The sequence below is a fragment of the Halomicrobium sp. HArcht3-1 genome, from assembly GCF_058933345.1.
Map to the genome: position 1 here is coordinate 45,664 of NZ_JBZYDM010000009.1, position 16,042 is coordinate 61,705.

Annotated in this window: 20 protein-coding genes; 8 read left to right on the forward strand and 12 right to left on the reverse strand. The window is 65.4% G+C overall.

Translation table 11 applies throughout. From position 1 onward, the window contains the following. Positions 1-7: 7 nt before the first annotated feature. The 3 genes from AC5FRW_RS14935 to AC5FRW_RS14945 form a co-directional block, all read right to left on the reverse strand. A complete protein-coding gene (locus AC5FRW_RS14935; protein ID WP_493569261.1) occupies positions 8-943 on the reverse strand; it encodes an alpha/beta fold hydrolase in 936 nt (311 codons plus the stop codon). 61 nt (positions 944-1,004) lie between these two features. Continuing rightward, a complete protein-coding gene (gene meaB / locus AC5FRW_RS14940) occupies positions 1,005-2,018 on the reverse strand; it encodes a methylmalonyl Co-A mutase-associated GTPase MeaB (protein WP_493569262.1) in 1,014 nt (337 codons plus the stop codon). Beyond that, positions 2,015-2,440, reverse strand: coding sequence for a cobalamin B12-binding domain-containing protein (locus tag AC5FRW_RS14945; protein ID WP_493569263.1), 426 nt, complete (start codon positions 2,438-2,440; stop codon positions 2,015-2,017). The genes meaB and AC5FRW_RS14945 overlap by 4 nt, the downstream gene beginning before the upstream one ends. A 96-nt stretch (positions 2,441-2,536) precedes the next feature. On the opposite strand from AC5FRW_RS14945, the gene AC5FRW_RS14950 reads away from it, so the two are divergent. Further along, a complete protein-coding gene (locus tag AC5FRW_RS14950; protein ID WP_493569264.1) occupies positions 2,537-3,115 on the forward strand; it encodes a DUF420 domain-containing protein in 579 nt (192 codons plus the stop codon). A 35-nt stretch (positions 3,116-3,150) separates the two neighbouring features. On the opposite strand, the gene AC5FRW_RS14955 is transcribed toward AC5FRW_RS14950, so the two are convergent. The 3 genes from AC5FRW_RS14955 to AC5FRW_RS14965 all read right to left on the reverse strand — a co-directional run bounded on the left by AC5FRW_RS14955 (position 3,151) and on the right by AC5FRW_RS14965 (position 5,161). Beyond that, positions 3,151-3,909 carry an ABC transporter permease gene (locus tag AC5FRW_RS14955; RefSeq protein WP_493569265.1) on the reverse strand — a complete coding sequence of 253 codons (759 nt, stop codon included), beginning with the start codon at positions 3,907-3,909 and terminating at the stop codon, positions 3,151-3,153. Beyond that, on the reverse strand, positions 3,906-4,847 hold the full coding sequence (locus AC5FRW_RS14960; RefSeq protein WP_493569266.1) for an ABC transporter ATP-binding protein: 942 nt from the start codon (positions 4,845-4,847) through the stop codon (positions 3,906-3,908). Before AC5FRW_RS14960 ends, AC5FRW_RS14955 begins: the two co-directional genes overlap by 4 nt. 83 nt (positions 4,848-4,930) lie before the next feature. Then, positions 4,931-5,161 (reverse strand): SelT/SelW/SelH family protein, encoded by a 231-nt coding sequence (locus AC5FRW_RS14965; RefSeq protein ID WP_493569267.1) that lies wholly within the window; start codon positions 5,159-5,161, stop codon positions 4,931-4,933. A 67-nt stretch (positions 5,162-5,228) separates the two neighbouring features. Here AC5FRW_RS14965 and AC5FRW_RS14970 point away from each other — a divergent pair, with 67 nt between their 5' ends. Continuing rightward, entirely contained in the window at positions 5,229-5,984 is a 756-nt protein-coding gene (locus tag AC5FRW_RS14970) for a sensor domain-containing protein (RefSeq protein WP_493569268.1), read from the forward strand. A 1-nt stretch (position 5,985) separates the two neighbouring features. Here the strand turns inward: AC5FRW_RS14970 and AC5FRW_RS14975 are convergent, their stop codons facing one another. Further along, positions 5,986-6,657, reverse strand: coding sequence for a DUF7546 family protein (locus AC5FRW_RS14975; protein ID WP_493569269.1), 672 nt, complete (start codon positions 6,655-6,657; stop codon positions 5,986-5,988). Further along, entirely contained in the window at positions 6,654-8,069 is a 1,416-nt protein-coding gene (gene cyoE / locus AC5FRW_RS14980) for a heme o synthase (protein ID WP_493569270.1), read from the reverse strand. Before cyoE ends, AC5FRW_RS14975 begins: the two co-directional genes overlap by 4 nt. Positions 8,070-8,252: 183 nt before the next feature. Between cyoE and coxB the strand changes: the two genes are divergently transcribed. Beyond that, positions 8,253-9,014 (forward strand): cytochrome c oxidase subunit II, encoded by a 762-nt coding sequence (gene coxB, locus AC5FRW_RS14985; RefSeq protein ID WP_493569271.1) that lies wholly within the window; start codon positions 8,253-8,255, stop codon positions 9,012-9,014. 56 nt (positions 9,015-9,070) lie between these two features. After that, positions 9,071-9,511, forward strand: a complete 441-nt coding sequence (locus tag AC5FRW_RS14990; protein WP_493569272.1) for a MaoC family dehydratase — start codon at positions 9,071-9,073, stop codon at positions 9,509-9,511. Positions 9,512-9,591: 80 nt separating this feature from the next. Here AC5FRW_RS14990 and AC5FRW_RS14995 read toward each other — a convergent pair whose 3' ends face one another. The 4 genes from AC5FRW_RS14995 to btuC all read right to left on the reverse strand — a co-directional run bounded on the left by AC5FRW_RS14995 (position 9,592) and on the right by btuC (position 13,184). Further along, on the reverse strand, positions 9,592-9,858 hold the full coding sequence (locus AC5FRW_RS14995; RefSeq protein ID WP_493569273.1) for a winged helix-turn-helix domain-containing protein: 267 nt from the start codon (positions 9,856-9,858) through the stop codon (positions 9,592-9,594). Between the two features lie 124 nt (positions 9,859-9,982). Beyond that, positions 9,983-10,816 (reverse strand): CAP domain-containing protein, encoded by an 834-nt coding sequence (locus AC5FRW_RS15000; RefSeq protein WP_493569274.1) that lies wholly within the window; start codon positions 10,814-10,816, stop codon positions 9,983-9,985. Positions 10,817-10,851: 35 nt separating this feature from the next. After that, positions 10,852-12,099 carry a heme ABC transporter ATP-binding protein gene (locus tag AC5FRW_RS15005; protein ID WP_493569275.1) on the reverse strand — a complete coding sequence of 416 codons (1,248 nt, stop codon included), beginning with the start codon at positions 12,097-12,099 and terminating at the stop codon, positions 10,852-10,854. Then, a complete protein-coding gene (gene btuC / locus AC5FRW_RS15010) occupies positions 12,096-13,184 on the reverse strand; it encodes a vitamin B12 ABC transporter permease BtuC (RefSeq protein WP_493569276.1) in 1,089 nt (362 codons plus the stop codon). The genes AC5FRW_RS15005 and btuC overlap by 4 nt, the downstream gene beginning before the upstream one ends. A 60-nt stretch (positions 13,185-13,244) precedes the next feature. Between btuC and AC5FRW_RS15015 the strand changes: the two genes are divergently transcribed. The 4 genes from AC5FRW_RS15015 (at position 13,245) to AC5FRW_RS15030 (ending at position 16,025) form a co-directional block, all read left to right on the forward strand. Then, the gene (locus AC5FRW_RS15015; protein WP_493569277.1) at positions 13,245-14,375 is read left to right on the forward strand and encodes a PGF-CTERM-anchored ABC transporter substrate-binding protein; all 1,131 of its coding nucleotides are present in this window, start codon (positions 13,245-13,247) and stop codon (positions 14,373-14,375) included. Between the two features lie 22 nt (positions 14,376-14,397). Continuing rightward, positions 14,398-14,676, forward strand: a complete 279-nt coding sequence (gene srp19, locus AC5FRW_RS15020) for a signal recognition particle subunit SRP19 (protein WP_493569278.1) — start codon at positions 14,398-14,400, stop codon at positions 14,674-14,676. A 7-nt stretch (positions 14,677-14,683) separates the two neighbouring features. Further along, entirely contained in the window at positions 14,684-14,911 is a 228-nt protein-coding gene (locus AC5FRW_RS15025) for an H/ACA ribonucleoprotein complex subunit GAR1 (RefSeq protein WP_493569279.1), read from the forward strand. A 67-nt stretch (positions 14,912-14,978) separates the two neighbouring features. Then, positions 14,979-16,025 carry a presenilin family intramembrane aspartyl protease PSH gene (locus AC5FRW_RS15030; RefSeq protein ID WP_493569280.1) on the forward strand — a complete coding sequence of 349 codons (1,047 nt, stop codon included), beginning with the start codon at positions 14,979-14,981 and terminating at the stop codon, positions 16,023-16,025. Positions 16,026-16,042: the final 17 nt, after the last annotated feature.

Consider the following 16,042-nt stretch of genomic DNA (forward strand, 5'->3'; position numbering starts at 1 on the left):
AACGGGATCAGGCGACCGCTTTCTCGTACTCGCCACGCACCACGTCGACGAACTGCTCGGGGTGTTCGACGTGGGGCAGCAACAGTGCGTCGTCGAACACGACGAGGCGAGCATCCGCGTCGTCGGCCAGTTTCCGCCCGTCCGACAGCGGTGTGATGTCGGCGTCACGACCCCACACGAGCGTGATCGGCACGTCCAGTGCAGCGAGTTCGTCGCCCAGATCCACGTCGACGTCGAGGAAGCCACTGACGAACGAGGCCGGCGCGAAGCGAGCACCGGACTGGTGCCCCGTGGTCCACTCGTAGTCGACGATCTCGTCGGCTAGATTGTCCATGTCGTAGTAGCCGTGGTCGTCGTGGAAGTGGCGCAGCGACGGCTTGCTGACGATCAGATTGTAGATCCCCTGCCCCAGCAGTGGCGAGCGAAGCAGTGAGCGCAGCCAGACCCGCTGGCCGCCCATCGACGTCGCCGTCGGGCTGACGAGGACCAGCGAGTCGAGATCGGTCTCTCCGGCAGCGAGCGTGGCGTAGGCTCCCGTCAGCGACGACGCGACGACCGTCGGATCGTCGCTGTTGTCGGTGAGGAAGTCGGTGACGAACGTCGTCAGCAGCGACCCCGAGTACAGCAGCGGGGGCCGGTCTGAGTGCCCAAAGCCCGGGAGGTCCGGGGCGAGGACGTGGTACTCTTCGGCCAGCGCGTCGACGACGGCGTGAAATTCGTGGCTCGACGCCGCCGCGTTGATCCCGTGCAGCAGGACGAGATCGGGGTCCTCGGGATCGCCGGCCTCGGTGTAGGCCACGTCGAAGCCACGCCAGCGGTAGGTCCGGTGCGTGCCGTCGAGGAACGGTTCGAACTCGCCTGCCCGCGCCGTCAGCAACCGATTCGCCACTGCCGTCAGCCCGACAGTCCCGGCGGCGACGCCGAGGATGTTCCGCAGTTTCATACGTTCACACAGGTGCCTGATGGATAAATAATCACTGCACGTCGTATCGATACACGCCGGCTCACTCGCCGTGTCGGGCCTGCAGACACTCCCTGATCGGATCGAGGATCTCCTCTGTGACGGTGTAGGGATCGGACTCGCGCGCGAGCACGTCGTCGACGTACCGATCGATCCCGCCGCTTGCGGTCAGTTCTCGCTCCAGCAATTCGTTCGCGTCCTCTCGCAGGAGCGTTCTGATCTCGGCTGCGTAACGCGACCGCTGCTTTGCCTCGCGCTGGCCCGACTCGTCGAGATAGGCCAGATGTTCGTCGACGGCCGTCACGAACGCGCCGACGCCCTCGCTCCTGTTTGCGACGGTCTCGACGACCGGCGGTTCCCACGGGTCGACATCGCCATCGGCCGTATCAGCCGGGTCGCCGCTGGTCGGACCGGGGCGGCCCTGCCCGTAGTGTAGCATCTCCGTCAACTGCTGGACGGTCCGGTCTGCCCCGTCCAGGTCGGCCTTGTTGACCGCGAACAGGTCCGCGATTTCGAGGATACCGGCTTTCAGCATCTGCACGTCGTCGCCGCTGTCGGGCGGGACGAGCACCGCGACGGTGTCGGCGGTCCTGACGATGTCGATCTCGTTCTGGCCCGCGCCGACGGTCTCGATGATGACCTTGTCCTTGCCGAAGGCGTCCAGCGCGGTGACGGCGTCGGTCGTCGCCGTCGACAGGCCACCCAGCGAGCCACGGGCCGACATCGACCGGAAGAACACGTCCATGTCGCCCGCGTTCGAAGCCATCCGTATCCGATCGCCCAGTACGGCACCGCCGGTAAAGGGCGAGGAGGGATCGATCGCGATGACGCCGACGGTATCGCCACGCTCCCGGTAGGCCGCAGCGACCTTGTCGACCAGCGTCGACTTGCCTGCACCGGGTGAGCCGGTGACGCCGATCACGTCGGCCTCGCCCGTGTGACGATGCAACTCGGAGACGATCTCTCGATAGCCCGGCGACCGATCTTCGATCTTGCTGATGACTCTCGCCAGCGCTCTGTGCTTGCCTGCGAGCAGTTCGTCGACGAGGTCGCTCATCGATCCCGATCTGGTGCGTGTTCGCGAACGTACGCGATCATCTCGTCCATCGACGCGCCGGGACCGAAGATCTCCGCGACCCCGAGTTCACGGAGTTGCGCCTTGTCGTCGTCGGGGACGATCCCCCCGACGAGGACCAGCGTGTCCTCGAACGCGTCGTACTCCTTGAGACCGTCGAGGATCTTGGGGACCAGCGTCTTGTGTGCTCCAGAGAGGATCGAGATACCGAGCACGTCCACGTCCTCCTGGACGGCGGCCTGCACGACTTCCTCGGGAGCACGGTGCAGCCCCGAGTAGATCACTTCGAAGCCGGCGTCGCGGAACGCCCGCGAGATGACGTGTGCGCCTCGGTCGTGACCGTCGAGTCCGACTTTCGCGACGAGACAGCGAATAGTTGCCTCCGTCTGCTGGTCCGCACTCATGTCAGCACCTACCACGCCGACCGATTTGACTCTGACGGTGGTGCTGTGGCTGCCGCATCCGAAAGCACAAACACGGTCGAACCCCGAGAGCAACGCATGGCAGTCGCAGATCTCCAGTCGCACGCTCGTGCTCGACCGCGTGCGGTAACGGCCGTCCTGTCGGTACTGGGCTACGTGCTGGTGCTCGGAGCGTTCACCGACCTGTTCCCGTTTCCCGAAATCTCGCGCGACGCCGTCATCCTGCTCGGTGACGCCATCGCCGTCGTGAACTTCGTCGCGCTGACGGCGATCCTCGCCGGCGTCTACTTCATCAAGACGGATCGAGTTCGCGAACACCGGGCCGCGATGCTCACGGCGTTCGCGCTCATCATGCTCTTTCTGGTGCTGTACCTGACGAAGGTCGGCGGGGGCTTCGAGAAGGAGATTCAGGCGACCGGTCTCGTCTGGGGGGCCTACATCGTGATGCTGGCGATCCACATTCTCCTGTCGGCTCTCTCGGTGCCCGTCGTCCTCCACGCAGTCGTGCTCGGCCTCACGCACACGCCGGCGGAACTGCGCGAGACGGTCCACGCAAAAGTCGGGCGAATCGCCGCGGCCGCGTGGTCGCTGAGCCTCTTTCTCGGTCTCGTGACCTACGTGATGCTGAACCACATCTACATGTGGACGCCGCGCTGAGCGGAGCAAGGAGACCCGAAGCAGAAAACGGTCGGTCAGTCAGTCCGGGGCAGCGCCAGCGCGCCGGCGAAGAACAGGGCGATCCCGACGACGACGAGGACGGCGAGGTTCTCGATGGCCGCGCTCGTCGACCCGCCGGTCGCGAGGAGTCGGACGCCACGCGAGAAGTACGTCAGCGGCGAGAGACCGGTCGGGAGCCACGCCGGCAGCAGAGTCGTCGGAACGAACGTCTCCGAGAGGAAGAGAAGCGGGAGCGCGATGCCGTTCGACGCCGCGATGACGCCGTCCTGTGAGTCGGCGTAGCTTCCGAGCAGCGCGCCGACGCCACAGAACAGCGTGACGCCGATCACGAGGAAGGCGACGCCAAGCCCGATCGACGCCGGCGTCAGGACGATCGACGCACCGGTCAACAGCACCATCAGACCGAGGACGAGCACGCCGGCGAGACCGATGACGGCGACATTGACGAGGCTCTGACCGACGAGCCACTCCGGGCGCGAGAGCGGCGTCGTCGCCAGCTTCTCGAAGCGATTGCCCTCGCGGTGGCGCGCTACTTCGCTGCCGACGCGGGAGAGGGGCGTAAAGAGGACGACGACGGCGAGATACCCCGGCACGTAGAACGCCGGTGGTTCGGTGAACAGCCCGCCGCCGCCGGGCTGAGTCTGGACCAGCGCGCCGAAGATCACGACGATCAACAGCGGGAAGAAGAAGGTGAAAAAGACCGCGGTCCGCCGACGGAGGAACGCCTTGCGGGCTGCGGTCACCTCGGCACTGATCCGGCCACCGCGGGTCATCGTCGGTCACCCCCTGTAGTCACACCGATCGGCTCGCTGGCACCGGTCCCACGGGCCACCGACTCGCCAGTCAGTTCGAGATAGGCGTCTTCGAGGTCCGGTTCGCTCCACGTCAGGCCGTCGTAGCTGACGCCGGCTCCTTCGAGCGTCGCGACCACGTCCCCGATGTCGGTCGGCTCGACGTCGAAGACGGTCAGCGTCCCCGAACTGACTTCGGCGGGGCGATCCAGTTCGCCAGTGATCGCCGGATCGAACTCGCCGGTAAAGGTGAGCCGACGCGTCCCGCCGTACTCGGCGACGAGCGCCGCGGGGCTGTCGACGGCAGCGAGGCGGCCGTCGGCGAGCAGTCCGACGCGGTCGGCCAGCTGGTGGGCTTCTTCCATGTAGTGGGTCGTCACGAGAATTGTCACGCCCCGGTCGGCGAGTCCAGAGAGCAGTTGCCACAGCGAGCGCCGGCCGGCCGGATCGATCCCAGTCGTCGGCTCGTCGAGCACCAGCAGGTCCGGATCGTTGATCAGCGCCGTCGCGACACAGGCCCGGCGGCGCTGGCCGCCCGAGAGGTTCTCGTACCACGTCTCGGCGTCGTCGCCCAGCCCAACGTCGGTCAGCACCTCCGCCACGGGGCGAGTCTCGTCGTACAGGCCTGCGTAGTATTCCAGCAGTTCGGTCGCAGTCAGGCGTTCGTGTGGTGTGAAGTCCTGCGGGAGCAGGCCGATACGAGCGCGCTCGACTGCGGTCGGGGGCTGGCCGAACAGTTCGACAGTGCCCGTCGCGTCGGTCGTCCCGGTCAGCGCTCGTACGAGCGTGGTCTTGCCCGCGCCGTTGGGTCCGACCAGCGCGAACACCTCACCTTCGGCCAGCGACAGCGACACCCCGTCGACGGCAACGGTGTCGCCGTACTCGCGGCGCACGTCCTCGGCGACCAGTACCTCGGTCATGTGTGTGGCTGAGAGTGGCCCGCCGAAAGCCGCTTCGACTCGCATGCGGGCCCGAGCGGAACCGAACCAAGTGCACAAGTGGGCTACAGTGCCGACCGAACCGTCCGAACGATCTCGTCGACGTCGGCGTCGGCTTCGTCCTTGTCGTAGACGACCTCCTCGTCCACGTGGACCCGGAAGACGCCGTGGTCACCCATCACCAGCGACAGTTCGTCTATCTCGCGCTCACAGCCGTTGAGGATCGCCTCGGCGAGGTCGAGCGCACGCCGACGGAAGCCACACGGAACGCAATACTCGATTTCGACAGCGTTCATGCCCGTTTCTGAGCGCCCGGGCGAGAAAAGCGTACTTTTTTGACTTGAGCTATTGATAGGTTCTGGTATGAGCCTCCGGACCTCGTCACTCGCGGAGTATTCGCTGTCCTCCACGCCGGTCGTCGGTGTCGTCACCAGCGTACAGACGTACAAGAACCTCCTCTATCTCGCGCTCACCTTCCCGCTCGGCCTGTTTTACTTCGTGGTGCTTGCGACGGGTGTCCCGCTCGGTGTCGGTCTCCTCTCCGTCGTCATCGGCCTGCCGGTGCTGATCGGCCTCCTCGTCGTCTCCGATCGCTTGCTCGTCTTCGAACGCTGGCTCGCGAGCAGTCTGCTGGGTACGTCGATCCCGCTCGACAGGCCCAGCGACACCAAGGACTGGCGTGATTACATCCGCGAGCCGATGACTGATCTCGGGACCTGGATCGGCATCGGTTATCTCGCGGCGAAGTTCGTCGTCGGTCTCGCGACTTTTATCGTCCTCACCGTGCTGTTTACCCTCGTCGCGAGCCTGCTTCTCGCACCCCTGTACTACGACACGGCGGCCATCGGTCTCCACCTCTCTGGACCGATCGATCTCTCGCTGTCCTACGTCGCGCAGTTCTGGAGTGGCGCAGCCGTCATCACGCTCCCGTTCACGCTCACGTCGTGGCAGGTGACGACGCTGTGGGAAGCTGTCGCACTCTCGGCCGCCGGCGGCGTGCTCGGCATCCTCTCGTTGCACCTCTGTAACGGACTCGCCCGGTTGCAGGGCTGGCTCACGGCACTTGCGATCAAGCCCCGACCCTACGAGGTCGATCTGTCACGACTGACCGTCGACTGACCTACTGCTTCCAGCCCGGTCGATAGTACAGTAAGGCGAGCGTAGCGACGAAGACGGCCGTCGAGACGGTGTAGGAATTGTTCAGTACTGCGTCGGCCAGCGCCGTCGACCCGCCGAAGACGCTCGTGATGATCGTCGCGAAGAGCGGCCAGTTACACGACACACACGAGAGCAGTCCGAGGACGCCGGCGACGGCACTGCCCGCGGTTTCGAGGATCGACGCGTAGACAAGATAGCCAAGCGCGAGGTAGCCGACGAACTGATAGAAGATGATGTCGATCTGGAACAGCGCCGTGTCGAGGTGGACGATCGGCGTCCAGCCCGGCGACGGCGTGGCGAGATCGACTGCGAATCGCCAGCCAAATTCCGACGGACCGACTGCCCACAGGCCACCGAAGTAACTCAGCAGTCCGAAATACACCGTCGCCACTGCGATTCCGGTCACGCGGGTCCGGTATGGGACCGACGGCAGATCGGTACGGGTGACGACCCACAGCGCGAGGTTGATCCAGACGAAAGGGATGATCGCCGACGTGATCTCCGAGACGACGTTGTTCGAGAGGAGCTGATAGCCGAGCAACAGGAGGAGCTCCGTGTTGATCAAGAGAACGCCCCACAGGACGGTGTCCTTGCGAATCTCGAAGCGATCGAGCTGGTACGTGGTGGTGCTCATAGCACGAGTGCGTCGACGACGATCGCGATCAGTACGGTCCCGAGGTAGGCGTTCGACGCGTGGAACGCCCGAAACGCTGCTTGCTCGGTCTGTTCACGGTGGAGGCGCACGACCGTCCAGAGGAAGACGACTCCGAGCAGCGCCGTCGAGGCGGCATACAGCGGCCCCAGCGGCGTGATTGCGACCATCGCACCGGCCGCGACCAGCGTCGCCCCGAGGTAGTAGACGATGTGTTTACGCGTCTCGGTCTCCCCACGGACGACCGGCATCATCGGGAAGCCGCCTTTCGCGTAGTCTTCCTTGTACGCCAGTGCGAGATTGTAGAAGTGGGCCGGCGTCCACAGGAAGATGAGACCGGCGAGTGCCAGCCCCGGCAGGTCGAAGCGACCGGTGACGGCAACCCAGCCGATCAGAGCCGGCAGTGAGCCGGCAAAGCCCCCGATCACGGTGTTCTGGACGGTGTTGGGTTTGAGTACGAGCGTGTAAACCACGCTGTAAAAGAGGATCGCAGCGAGTCCGAGCGCCGCCGCGATGACGTTGACCGCCCAGAACAGCGCGAGCGAGGCGGCCGCGAGCGCAAGCCCGAAGACGAGCGCGTTACGGACTGGTAGCTGGTGGGTGGCGACCGGTCGGTCGGACGTTCGGTCCATCCGCTTGTCGATGTCTCGTTCGAGGACGTGGTTGAACGTCCCCGACGCACCGATAGAGAGGACGCCACCGCCGAGGGTCAACACGATAGTCTCGGTCGTCAGGTCGTGACCGACGCTTGCAGCGAGTGCCATCCCGGCCCCGGCAACGAGACAGAGCAGCCACATCAGCCGCGGTTTCATCAGTCGGAAGTACGCGAACGCCGTCGCAGTCAGTCGTTCACGGGTAGAGAGGGCAGTGGCGGGAGGGGTCTCGTTCGCTTCGTCTGCTGGCTCCTCGGACAGGTCGGGTACGTCCACCGTCTCGCTGACCGGCGTCTCGTCGTCGCTGCCCGTTTCGGCTTCGAGTTGCCACGCCAGCGCCGCGATCAGAGCGGCGAAGATCGCCATTCCGGCGACGAGGTGGGCACCCGGCAGTCCCATCTCGGCACCGCTCGTGGCGACGAACGCGCCCAGCGCGATCTGGACCGGGTACAGCACGAGACCGACAGCCAGCGCGGCGAGTACTCGCCGGCTCGCACCGGCTCGAACGCCGCTGACCGTTGCCACGACGATCAGGAGGCCGACGACTGCAGCGAGCAGTCGGTGCGTCCAGGCGACGAGCAGATCCATGTCGCCGAGGACGGCACCTTCACAGGTCGGCCATGTCGAACAGGAGTGGACGACCTCTGCGATCGACGCCGTCGCCCCGGCGACGACCAGCAGGTACACACCGATCGCACTGGCTGCGAGCAGGGTCGCGAACTGGGGGCGACGACGTTCCATCGTACGAATCACTCTTGTCTAGGTCTTTGCCCCACTCCACTTAGACCCCGCGTTTTCCGCGTCGGTCGCGCCGTTTCACTCCCCATATACTGCGGGCAGGGGCCGTATCACGGCACGGACACTGCCCACACCGGATCGAAGACAGCAGCTATTTACATACGAAATTCTAAGCGGCGAATACGCATGAAGAGACATCGAGTCGGGCTCGTCGCGCTGTTCGGTGCAGTGGTGCTCGCTGCGCTCGCACAGCCCGCTGCGGCCCAGACGTCTGCCTCACGGACGTCGGAACTCATCTGGGGGCTCAACCTGAACCTCCTGTACGTCGCCATCCCGATCACGGTGCTCGTCGAGGGCATCCTGATCTACACGGTCTGGCGATTCAGCAAAAACGACGATCCGCTGCCGACGATGGAGAACCGCCGCCTCGAAATCACCTGGACGATCGCGACTGCGATCATCCTCCTGTTCGTCGGCGTCGCCTCCTATCAGGTGCTCGCCGAACCGATGGTCACGGCGTCCTCGACGCAACAGCTGGACACCAGCGAGGAACCCGTCGAAGTCGAGGTCGTCGCCCAGAAGTACTTCTGGACGTTCAACTACAACGGCACGGCCGCGAACACCTCCCAGGAGTACAGCGCCGACAACCGACTGAGTACGAGTGGTGAGATGGTGATCCCGGCCAACCGCACAGTCAGGCTCTCGGTTACGTCGAAAGACTGGCTCCACGCGGTGCACGTTCCGTCGCTCGGTCTGAAGCAGGACGCCATGCCCGGGCAGCACAACGTGATCCAGACGACGGTGAACGAACCCGGAACCTATCAGCTCTACTGTGCGGAATACTGTGGCTCGGGCCACTCCGGGATGCTCGGGACGGTCCGCGTGCTGCCCCAGGACGAGTATCAGAACTGGGTCGAAAATCAGCAGACTAGCGCAGCCGACGAGTAACGACCCACTCCAACCGGGGCGTGGACCTTTTTTCTCCTGGCCGTCCTCGATACGGTATGGACTATTTCGAGGACCTCTCGATCGGCCACTCGATGTCGTTCGGCGAGTACGAAGTGACGGGTGACGAGATCGTCTCGTTCGGCCAGCAGTACGATCCACAGTCGTTTCACACTGATCCGGAGGCGGCATCGTCGTCGATGTTCGGCGGGCTAGTCGCCAGTGGCTGGCACACGGCAGCCATGACGATGCGGCTCCTCGTCGATAACTACATCAGCGAGTCTCGGGCGCTCGGTGCGGCCGGCGTCGACGAACTTCGGTGGCGTGAGCCGGTCAGGCCGGGTGACGCACTCTCCGTCGAGACCGAGATCGTCGACAAGCAGCCGTGGGACGAGGGGCGGGGCCTGGTCCACGTCGACGTGACGACGGTGGACGAGTCGGACCGGCCGGTGTTGACGATGACTGCACAGGTCCTCTGGGAGCGCAAGCGGTCGAACTGATACGGATTATTGTCGCCGTCTTCTCGTTCGACCGCACGACGGGGACGTTCGTAGAGTGAACTGTCGCCGCTGTCCAGTGACTACTCGATGGCGAGTCGCTCGCGTGTCGACCCCGGATCACGGTCGACGATCAGTTCGCCTCGCGCTGTGAGGCGATACAGCGGCTCCTCGGAGACGCGTTCGAGCACGCCGTTCTCGGTCAGGCGATCGCAGTACAGTTCGAACTCGGCGTTGTCCATGTCTAGCTGGTACGCGATCACTGGCCCGTACTCCGGTCCCGTTCGTGAAAGCGTCGCGAGGATGTCTCCATCGTTGGGTTTCATCCAGTCGACGACAGTGTCTGTCATGATCCGTAACCGTTCTTTCATGGGTGTTGGTAACACATAACAGTATCGGTGGGGCGGACCCACAGTCGCCACTGTCGAGTGGGTCCGTCACTGCAGGACCGACGACAGGGAAAAGTCGGTATCGTTACGCGCAGATCGCCGCCGAGGCGTACACGCGATTGTCGTCGGTAATCGTGACGCCGATGCCGATCAGTTCCGTCCCGTCGTTGAACAGCGGTCGCCGGTACGTCGTGGAGTCGATCCAGTTCTCGACGATGGCGGTCGCGACAGCCGATTCGTTCCCGTTGAAACGGGTCTCACCGTCGACCAGATACTCTTGACCGGCGACGGTCCGCCCGACTGCCTGGAATTTGTTGTCCGGTTCGTCGAGGTACCCCTCATCGGGGTCCTGATACTTACATCGGTCGTACAGTTCTGCACCCCGATAGCGCTGGGCGGCGTTCGAGTAGTTCTCGGTCGCGAACGACACGCGCTGTTCTGCAGCCATCGCCTTGCTGTGGGTTCGGGCCATCTGCGTGACCCGGTTCGAGGTCGTCGTCCCGTTGATGAACGCTTCGAGGTCGCGGTCTGCCCGAGCGCGGTTGATCTGCTCGAACATCTCGACTTCGATCTGTTCGGCACTGAAGTTCTCTGGTGGGATTGTCGTCGCCGTTGGTGTCGGTGTCGCCGTCGCCGTGGGCGTCGCAGTCTGGGTCGCGGTTCGGGTCACCGTCGCTGTCGGCGTGGCGGTTCGCGTCTCGGTCGCGTTGGTCGCCGTACCGTTGGCCGCTGTCTCGGCCGTGTCTGTGGCCGGCGTCTCTGCACCGCCTGTGTCGGTCGAGGACCCGTCACCGCCGTCTGCACCGTCGGTGGGTGCCCCAGCGTTGCCACCCCCTAGCTGTGTCCCGATGAGGACACCCACGCCCAGAGACGTGAGAACGATGAGAACGAGAATACCGACGATCGCCTTGTTCACCATATTATTCGACCCCTTGCAGGTGGTCCTTTGTAAGTCTATATCTCTCTGTGGCTGACGTGTCGAACGGGGTCTGGCTCCGTGGTCGCGACGGTCGTTGCCACGTCTTCGACCGACGCGTGCGTCGCTCGGGCAGTGAGGCGCTCGTACTCGCGACTACGCTGCTCGTCGGCGTGGTTGCGTTCCGAGAGTGGCCGGGTCTCGACGGCGATCAGCCCCGAGGCCTGTGTCGCGAGGTCGAGGTACGTGTTCGACGGCGTGAGAGTCAGGTCGGCGAGCACCGTCACGTCGGCGGCACCGATCCGCTCGCGCGCCGCCGCCAGCGAGTCGCCGTCGAGTGTCGCGAACGGCGGAACCGTTTCGGCGGGCACGTCGAGTGTCTCCGCGACGGTGAGCGCCGTGTCACCTTCGACGAGCGGTCCGGCGGTGACCTCGTGGCCGGCGGCGTCGAGTCGGGCGATCACGCGAGCACCGACATCGCCGCCCCCGAGGACGTGGACCCGTCGGCTGGCCGCTGTGGCGCTAGCAAGCGGCGTCACCGTCGGCGTTCCCGTGATCGGGTTCGTCGTGACGACACTCTCCACGTCGAAGGCCGCCGCGAGTGCGTCGGTCGTGAGGACTTCCGTCGGGGAGCCAGCCGCGACGATTCGGCCGTCCGAGATCAGCGCCAGTCGGTCACAGAACCGCGCGGCGGCTTCGAGGTCGTGAATCGCGCCCAGCACGGCCCGATCCTCGTCGACGAGGTCCCGGACCAGCGAGAGCGTCTCCGTCGCGTGGTTGATGTCGAGGCTGGCCGTCGGTTCATCGAGGACGAGCGCCGGGGCGTCCTGTGCGAGCGCCCGGGCGACGAACACGCGCTGGCGTTCGCCCCCGCTGAGCGTACTGATCCGTCGGTTACGCAGTGACGCCGTGTCGGTTCGGTCGAGTGCCCGGTCGACGTGGGATGCTGTGTCGTCGCTTCCACCGAAGCGCTCGCGGTGGGGCGTCCGGCCCATCGCGACCACGTCCTCGACACTGAACGCGAATCTGACGCTCGTGTCCTGTGGCACCGTCGCGACGCGTCGACTTCCCGCACGCGATGAGAGGTCTGCCATCCGGTCGCCGTCGACGCGCACGCTGCCGCTGTCGGGGGCGAGTGCACCGTTGATCGTCCGAAGCAGCGTCGTCTTGCCGGCACCGTTGGGACCGACGAGACCGACGAACTCGCCGGCCTCGACGGTGAGTGACACGTCGTCGAGAATCTCGACCTCACCCAGCGCGACGCTGACGCCGTCGGCTTCGATCATACGGTGTGGACCTCCCGGCGGCGAAGGAGATACAGGAAGAAGGGTGCGCCGACGGCGGCGGTGACGATGCCGACGGGAATCTCCGCTGCGCCGCTTCGCGCCAGCGTGTCGGCGGCGACCAGGAATGTTGCTCCCGCGAGCGCGCTCGTGGGGAGCAGGATTCGGTGATCGGGACCGACCAGCAGTCGCATCACGTGTGGGACGATCAGCCCAACGAAGCCGATGACGCCAGCCACCGCGACGGCCGCCGCGGTGACGATACTGGACAGTGCGAGCAGGAGTCGTTTGGTCCGCTCGACCTCGATGCCCAGCGCGTGTGCGTCCGCCTCACCCATCAGCAAGACGTTGAGGTCGTGGGCGTAGGCATAGAGGACGCCGACGGTGAGCACGGCGAGCGGGAACGTCACCTCGACTTCTGCCCACGTGCTGTTGTGGAGATGGCCCATCAGCCAGAGCACGGCCTCGCGGAGGCTCTCGCCCGACTGGACGAGCAGAAAGGAGATGACGGCACCGAGGAACGTCTGGATCGCGACGCCAGCGAGCAGGAGCGTCGCGACCGGCGTCTCGCCGTTCTGGGTGGCGATGGCGTAAACGGCGAAAGCGGCCAGCAGCGCCCCCACGAAGGCCATCACCGGGAGCGGGAGCGCGATTGCGAAGACGATGGCGGCGACCGCACCGACCGCCGCCCCGGAGGAGACGCCGATGATCGACGGATCGGCCAGCGGGTTCCTGAAAAACCCCTGCATGACGGTCCCGGCGGCGGCCAGCGCGAACCCGACGACGGCCCCGAGGACGATCCGCGGGAGCCTGATCTGGCGGACGATGATCTCGTTGGTCTCGGCGACGGGGAAGTCGAACGGATAGACGTAGGTGACCGACGGCGTCGGGACCGGAATCCCAACGCCGAACACGGTCCCCGTCTCGACTGGGAGGGAGAGACCGACCGGGACGGCGACGGCGTTGATCGTCGCCTTCACTACGGTGGGTAGATCGATCGGGATCGGCCCGGTGGTCGCGCTCGTCAGGGCCGTCAGGACAAGCACCGCGAGGAGTCCTGCGAGAACCGGCAATCGTCTGTTCGACACGGTATCAATCACACTTTCAGTAGTCAAGTATTTATTGTACACGGTCCGAGCGGCCACACGATGAAAGCTACGCGGACACTCACCGTCGTCGCACTGTTGCTTCTGACGGCCGCTGCGGGACCGGGAATAGCCCCAGCGAGCGCGAACACGGCTCAGTCGTCCTGTGACTATCCGTACACTGTCACCGACACGACCGGGACCGAGATGACCATCGAGGAGGCACCGGAGACCGTCGCCACACTCCAGCCAAGCGACGCCCAGACGATGTGGGAGATCGGTGCCAGCGAACAGGTCGTCGCGATGCCACAGAATCAGTACACGTCCTACCTCAACGACACCGAGGGGCGGACCAACGTCGCCAACAGTGACGGATCGACCAACGTCGAGGCGGTCGTCGGTTCGAACCCCGACATCGTCCTCGCGGCCAACGTCACTCGTTCGAGCACGATCCAACAGCTCCGCAACGCCGGGCTGACGGTGTATCACTTCCCGCTGGTCGAGAGCATCGACGGGATCATCGAGCAGACCGAGACTATCGGTCGCCTCACCGGCAACTGTGATGGCGCGAGCGAGACGGTCACGGAGATGCAAGATCGTGTCGAGCAGGTCGAAAACGCAGTCGCCGACCGAGACTCCCCACGCGTTCTCTACTACTCCTACAGCTACACCACCGGCAACGACACGCACATCCACGATCTGATCGACACCGCCGGCGGGGACAACATCGCCGCGGCGGCCGGACTCTCGGGGTACGTCCAGATCAACCCCGAACTCGTCGCCGACCGTGATCCCGAATGGATCGTCCTCCAGAGCGGCGCCCCCGCTCCCAGCGGATCGCCCTACAACGAGACGACTGCGATGCAGGAAAATCAGATCGTCCGCGTCGACGCGAACTACCTCAGTCAGCCGGCACCGCGGTTCGTGATCGCACTGGAGACGCTGGCCGAGGCGTTCCACTCCGAGGCCTTGGCCGATAGCGACGCGACGAGCACCGAAACCACGACGGCGACGGAGACCGTGACCGACACGCCAACCGAAACCCCGACGGCAACCGCTGAGGCGACCGCGACGACGGCCAACGACACGCCGACCGCGACCACGTCGGCTGACGGCCCCGGTTTCGGCGTCGCCGTGACCCTGCTGGCGCTCGTCGGCACCCTGCTGCTCGCCGTCCGTCGGAAAGGCACATAAGGCCCGCCGCGCCACTCCCTGTATGGTCGAGAACGTCATCTGGCCGGCCGCGCTCGACGCGGACCTGACGCGCAAGCAAGGGCGTCGCGTGCCACAGGAGCAGGCCGTCTCCGAGCCGACGGTCGACGAGATCGCGAAAGCCGTCCAGCAAGTCGGCTACGACGCCGTCATCGAACGCGATAAGACGTATCCACGAGAGTACGAGGCTCGCGGGCGCGTCCTCGTGAAAGACGCCGACGACGCGGGCAAGAGCGACCTGCTCGGTGCCGTCGCCGCGTACATGCAGGCACTCCGGGCGTGATCGTCCGATGAAGCGCGTCGGCGAAGTGGTTCGGATCGCACAGGGCCTCGCGATCGTTCGCTGTCCCGACGAGGAGTACCCGAGCGTCGGCTCCGAAGTCGTCACCGACGACCTCGACACGGCGGGGTCGATCGTCGACGTGTTCGGCCCGGTCGACCGGCCCTACGTCGCGGTCACGCCGACTGACGGCATTCGACTGCCAACGCTGGTGGGCCAGCGCCTGTACGCCCGGTGATTTTTGGCCCGCCAGCCCCGCTCGCTGCTCCGAAATCCTGATACCCACGGCGACGGAGTCTCCGAGCATGGAGCAGCGACAGCGCGCCGCACTGGGGGTCGGGATCGTCGCCGCGATCTTCCTGTTCGTCCAGTTGGCCGCGCTCGCACTCGTCGAACCGTTCGATCAGGTGTACCAGCCCGTCGAGAACCCACAGGACCCGACCAACAGCATCTACTACGTCCTCGCCATCCTCGTCGCGACGGGTGTGATGCTCGCGGCGTTCAAACTCGGCGTCGACGAACTGATCCGCCTGCTCGTCGTCGGCTCGGGGGCGTGGCTCTCGCTGTACGTCTTCAGCGTGCTCGTCCCGCCGGCCCCGCTCGTCGCGGGTGTCAACGTCATCGCACTCGTCGGTGCGGTCGTCATCGGCGTCGCACTGTACGTCTACCCCGAGTGGTACGTCATCGACACCGCCGGGGCGCTGATGGGGGCGGCCGGTGCCGGGATGTTCGGGATCAGCTTCGGTGTGTTGCCGGCGCTCATCCTGCTGACAGTGCTGGCCGTCTACGACGCCATCAGCGTCTACGGCACCGAGCACATGCTTACCCTCGCCAACGGCGTCATGGACCTGAAGGTCCCGGTCGTGCTCGTGATCCCGTTGTCGCCGTCGTATTCGTTCCTCGACGCCGAGACGCCGGATCCGACGGCGGACGAGGAGACCGACGGAACGGGCGCAAACACCGACGGGGGGACCGGAAAAGCCGTCGCGGACGGTGACGGAAGCGAGCAGGCACCGGACGCCGAGACTGTCGCTGCCGACCAGGGACCGCTCGACCGCGACGCGCTCTTTATCGGACTGGGCGACGTGGTTATCCCGACCGTGCTCGTCGCCAGTGCGGCCCACTTCGCACCCGATGGGATTCAGACCGTCCTCTCGATTCCGCTGCCAGCCCTGACCGCGATGATCGGCTCGTTCGTCGGGCTGGCATTCCTGATGCGGATGGTTCTGAAAGGCAGTGCCCACGCCGGACTCCCGCTGCTCAACGGTGGTACGATCGCCGGCTACCTCGTCGGCGCGCTCGCCAGCGGGATCACATTGATCGACGCGCTCGGTCTCGGCCCGTATCTCTAACTGGGAGCGACGCTCCG

Coding starts and splice junctions, on each gene's coding strand:
- AC5FRW_RS14935 (WP_493569261.1), bottom strand. CDS start 943: ATGAAACTGCGGAACATCCTCGGCGTCGCCGCCGGGACTGTCGGGCTG.
- meaB (WP_493569262.1), bottom strand. CDS start 2,018: ATGAGCGACCTCGTCGACGAACTGCTCGCAGGCAAGCACAGAGCGCTG.
- AC5FRW_RS14945 (WP_493569263.1), bottom strand. CDS start 2,440: ATGAGTGCGGACCAGCAGACGGAGGCAACTATTCGCTGTCTCGTCGCG.
- AC5FRW_RS14950 (WP_493569264.1), top strand. CDS start 2,537: ATGGCAGTCGCAGATCTCCAGTCGCACGCTCGTGCTCGACCGCGTGCG.
- AC5FRW_RS14955 (WP_493569265.1), bottom strand. CDS start 3,909: ATGACCCGCGGTGGCCGGATCAGTGCCGAGGTGACCGCAGCCCGCAAG.
- AC5FRW_RS14960 (WP_493569266.1), bottom strand. CDS start 4,847: ATGACCGAGGTACTGGTCGCCGAGGACGTGCGCCGCGAGTACGGCGAC.
- AC5FRW_RS14965 (WP_493569267.1), bottom strand. CDS start 5,161: ATGAACGCTGTCGAAATCGAGTATTGCGTTCCGTGTGGCTTCCGTCGG.
- AC5FRW_RS14970 (WP_493569268.1), top strand. CDS start 5,229: ATGAGCCTCCGGACCTCGTCACTCGCGGAGTATTCGCTGTCCTCCACG.
- AC5FRW_RS14975 (WP_493569269.1), bottom strand. CDS start 6,657: ATGAGCACCACCACGTACCAGCTCGATCGCTTCGAGATTCGCAAGGAC.
- cyoE (WP_493569270.1), bottom strand. CDS start 8,069: ATGGAACGTCGTCGCCCCCAGTTCGCGACCCTGCTCGCAGCCAGTGCG.
- coxB (WP_493569271.1), top strand. CDS start 8,253: ATGAAGAGACATCGAGTCGGGCTCGTCGCGCTGTTCGGTGCAGTGGTG.
- AC5FRW_RS14990 (WP_493569272.1), top strand. CDS start 9,071: ATGGACTATTTCGAGGACCTCTCGATCGGCCACTCGATGTCGTTCGGC.
- AC5FRW_RS14995 (WP_493569273.1), bottom strand. CDS start 9,858: ATGACAGACACTGTCGTCGACTGGATGAAACCCAACGATGGAGACATC.
- AC5FRW_RS15000 (WP_493569274.1), bottom strand. CDS start 10,816: ATGGTGAACAAGGCGATCGTCGGTATTCTCGTTCTCATCGTTCTCACG.
- AC5FRW_RS15005 (WP_493569275.1), bottom strand. CDS start 12,099: ATGATCGAAGCCGACGGCGTCAGCGTCGCGCTGGGTGAGGTCGAGATT.
- AC5FRW_RS15015 (WP_493569277.1), top strand. CDS start 13,245: ATGAAAGCTACGCGGACACTCACCGTCGTCGCACTGTTGCTTCTGACG.
- srp19 (WP_493569278.1), top strand. CDS start 14,398: ATGGTCGAGAACGTCATCTGGCCGGCCGCGCTCGACGCGGACCTGACG.
- AC5FRW_RS15025 (WP_493569279.1), top strand. CDS start 14,684: ATGAAGCGCGTCGGCGAAGTGGTTCGGATCGCACAGGGCCTCGCGATC.
- AC5FRW_RS15030 (WP_493569280.1), top strand. CDS start 14,979: ATGGAGCAGCGACAGCGCGCCGCACTGGGGGTCGGGATCGTCGCCGCG.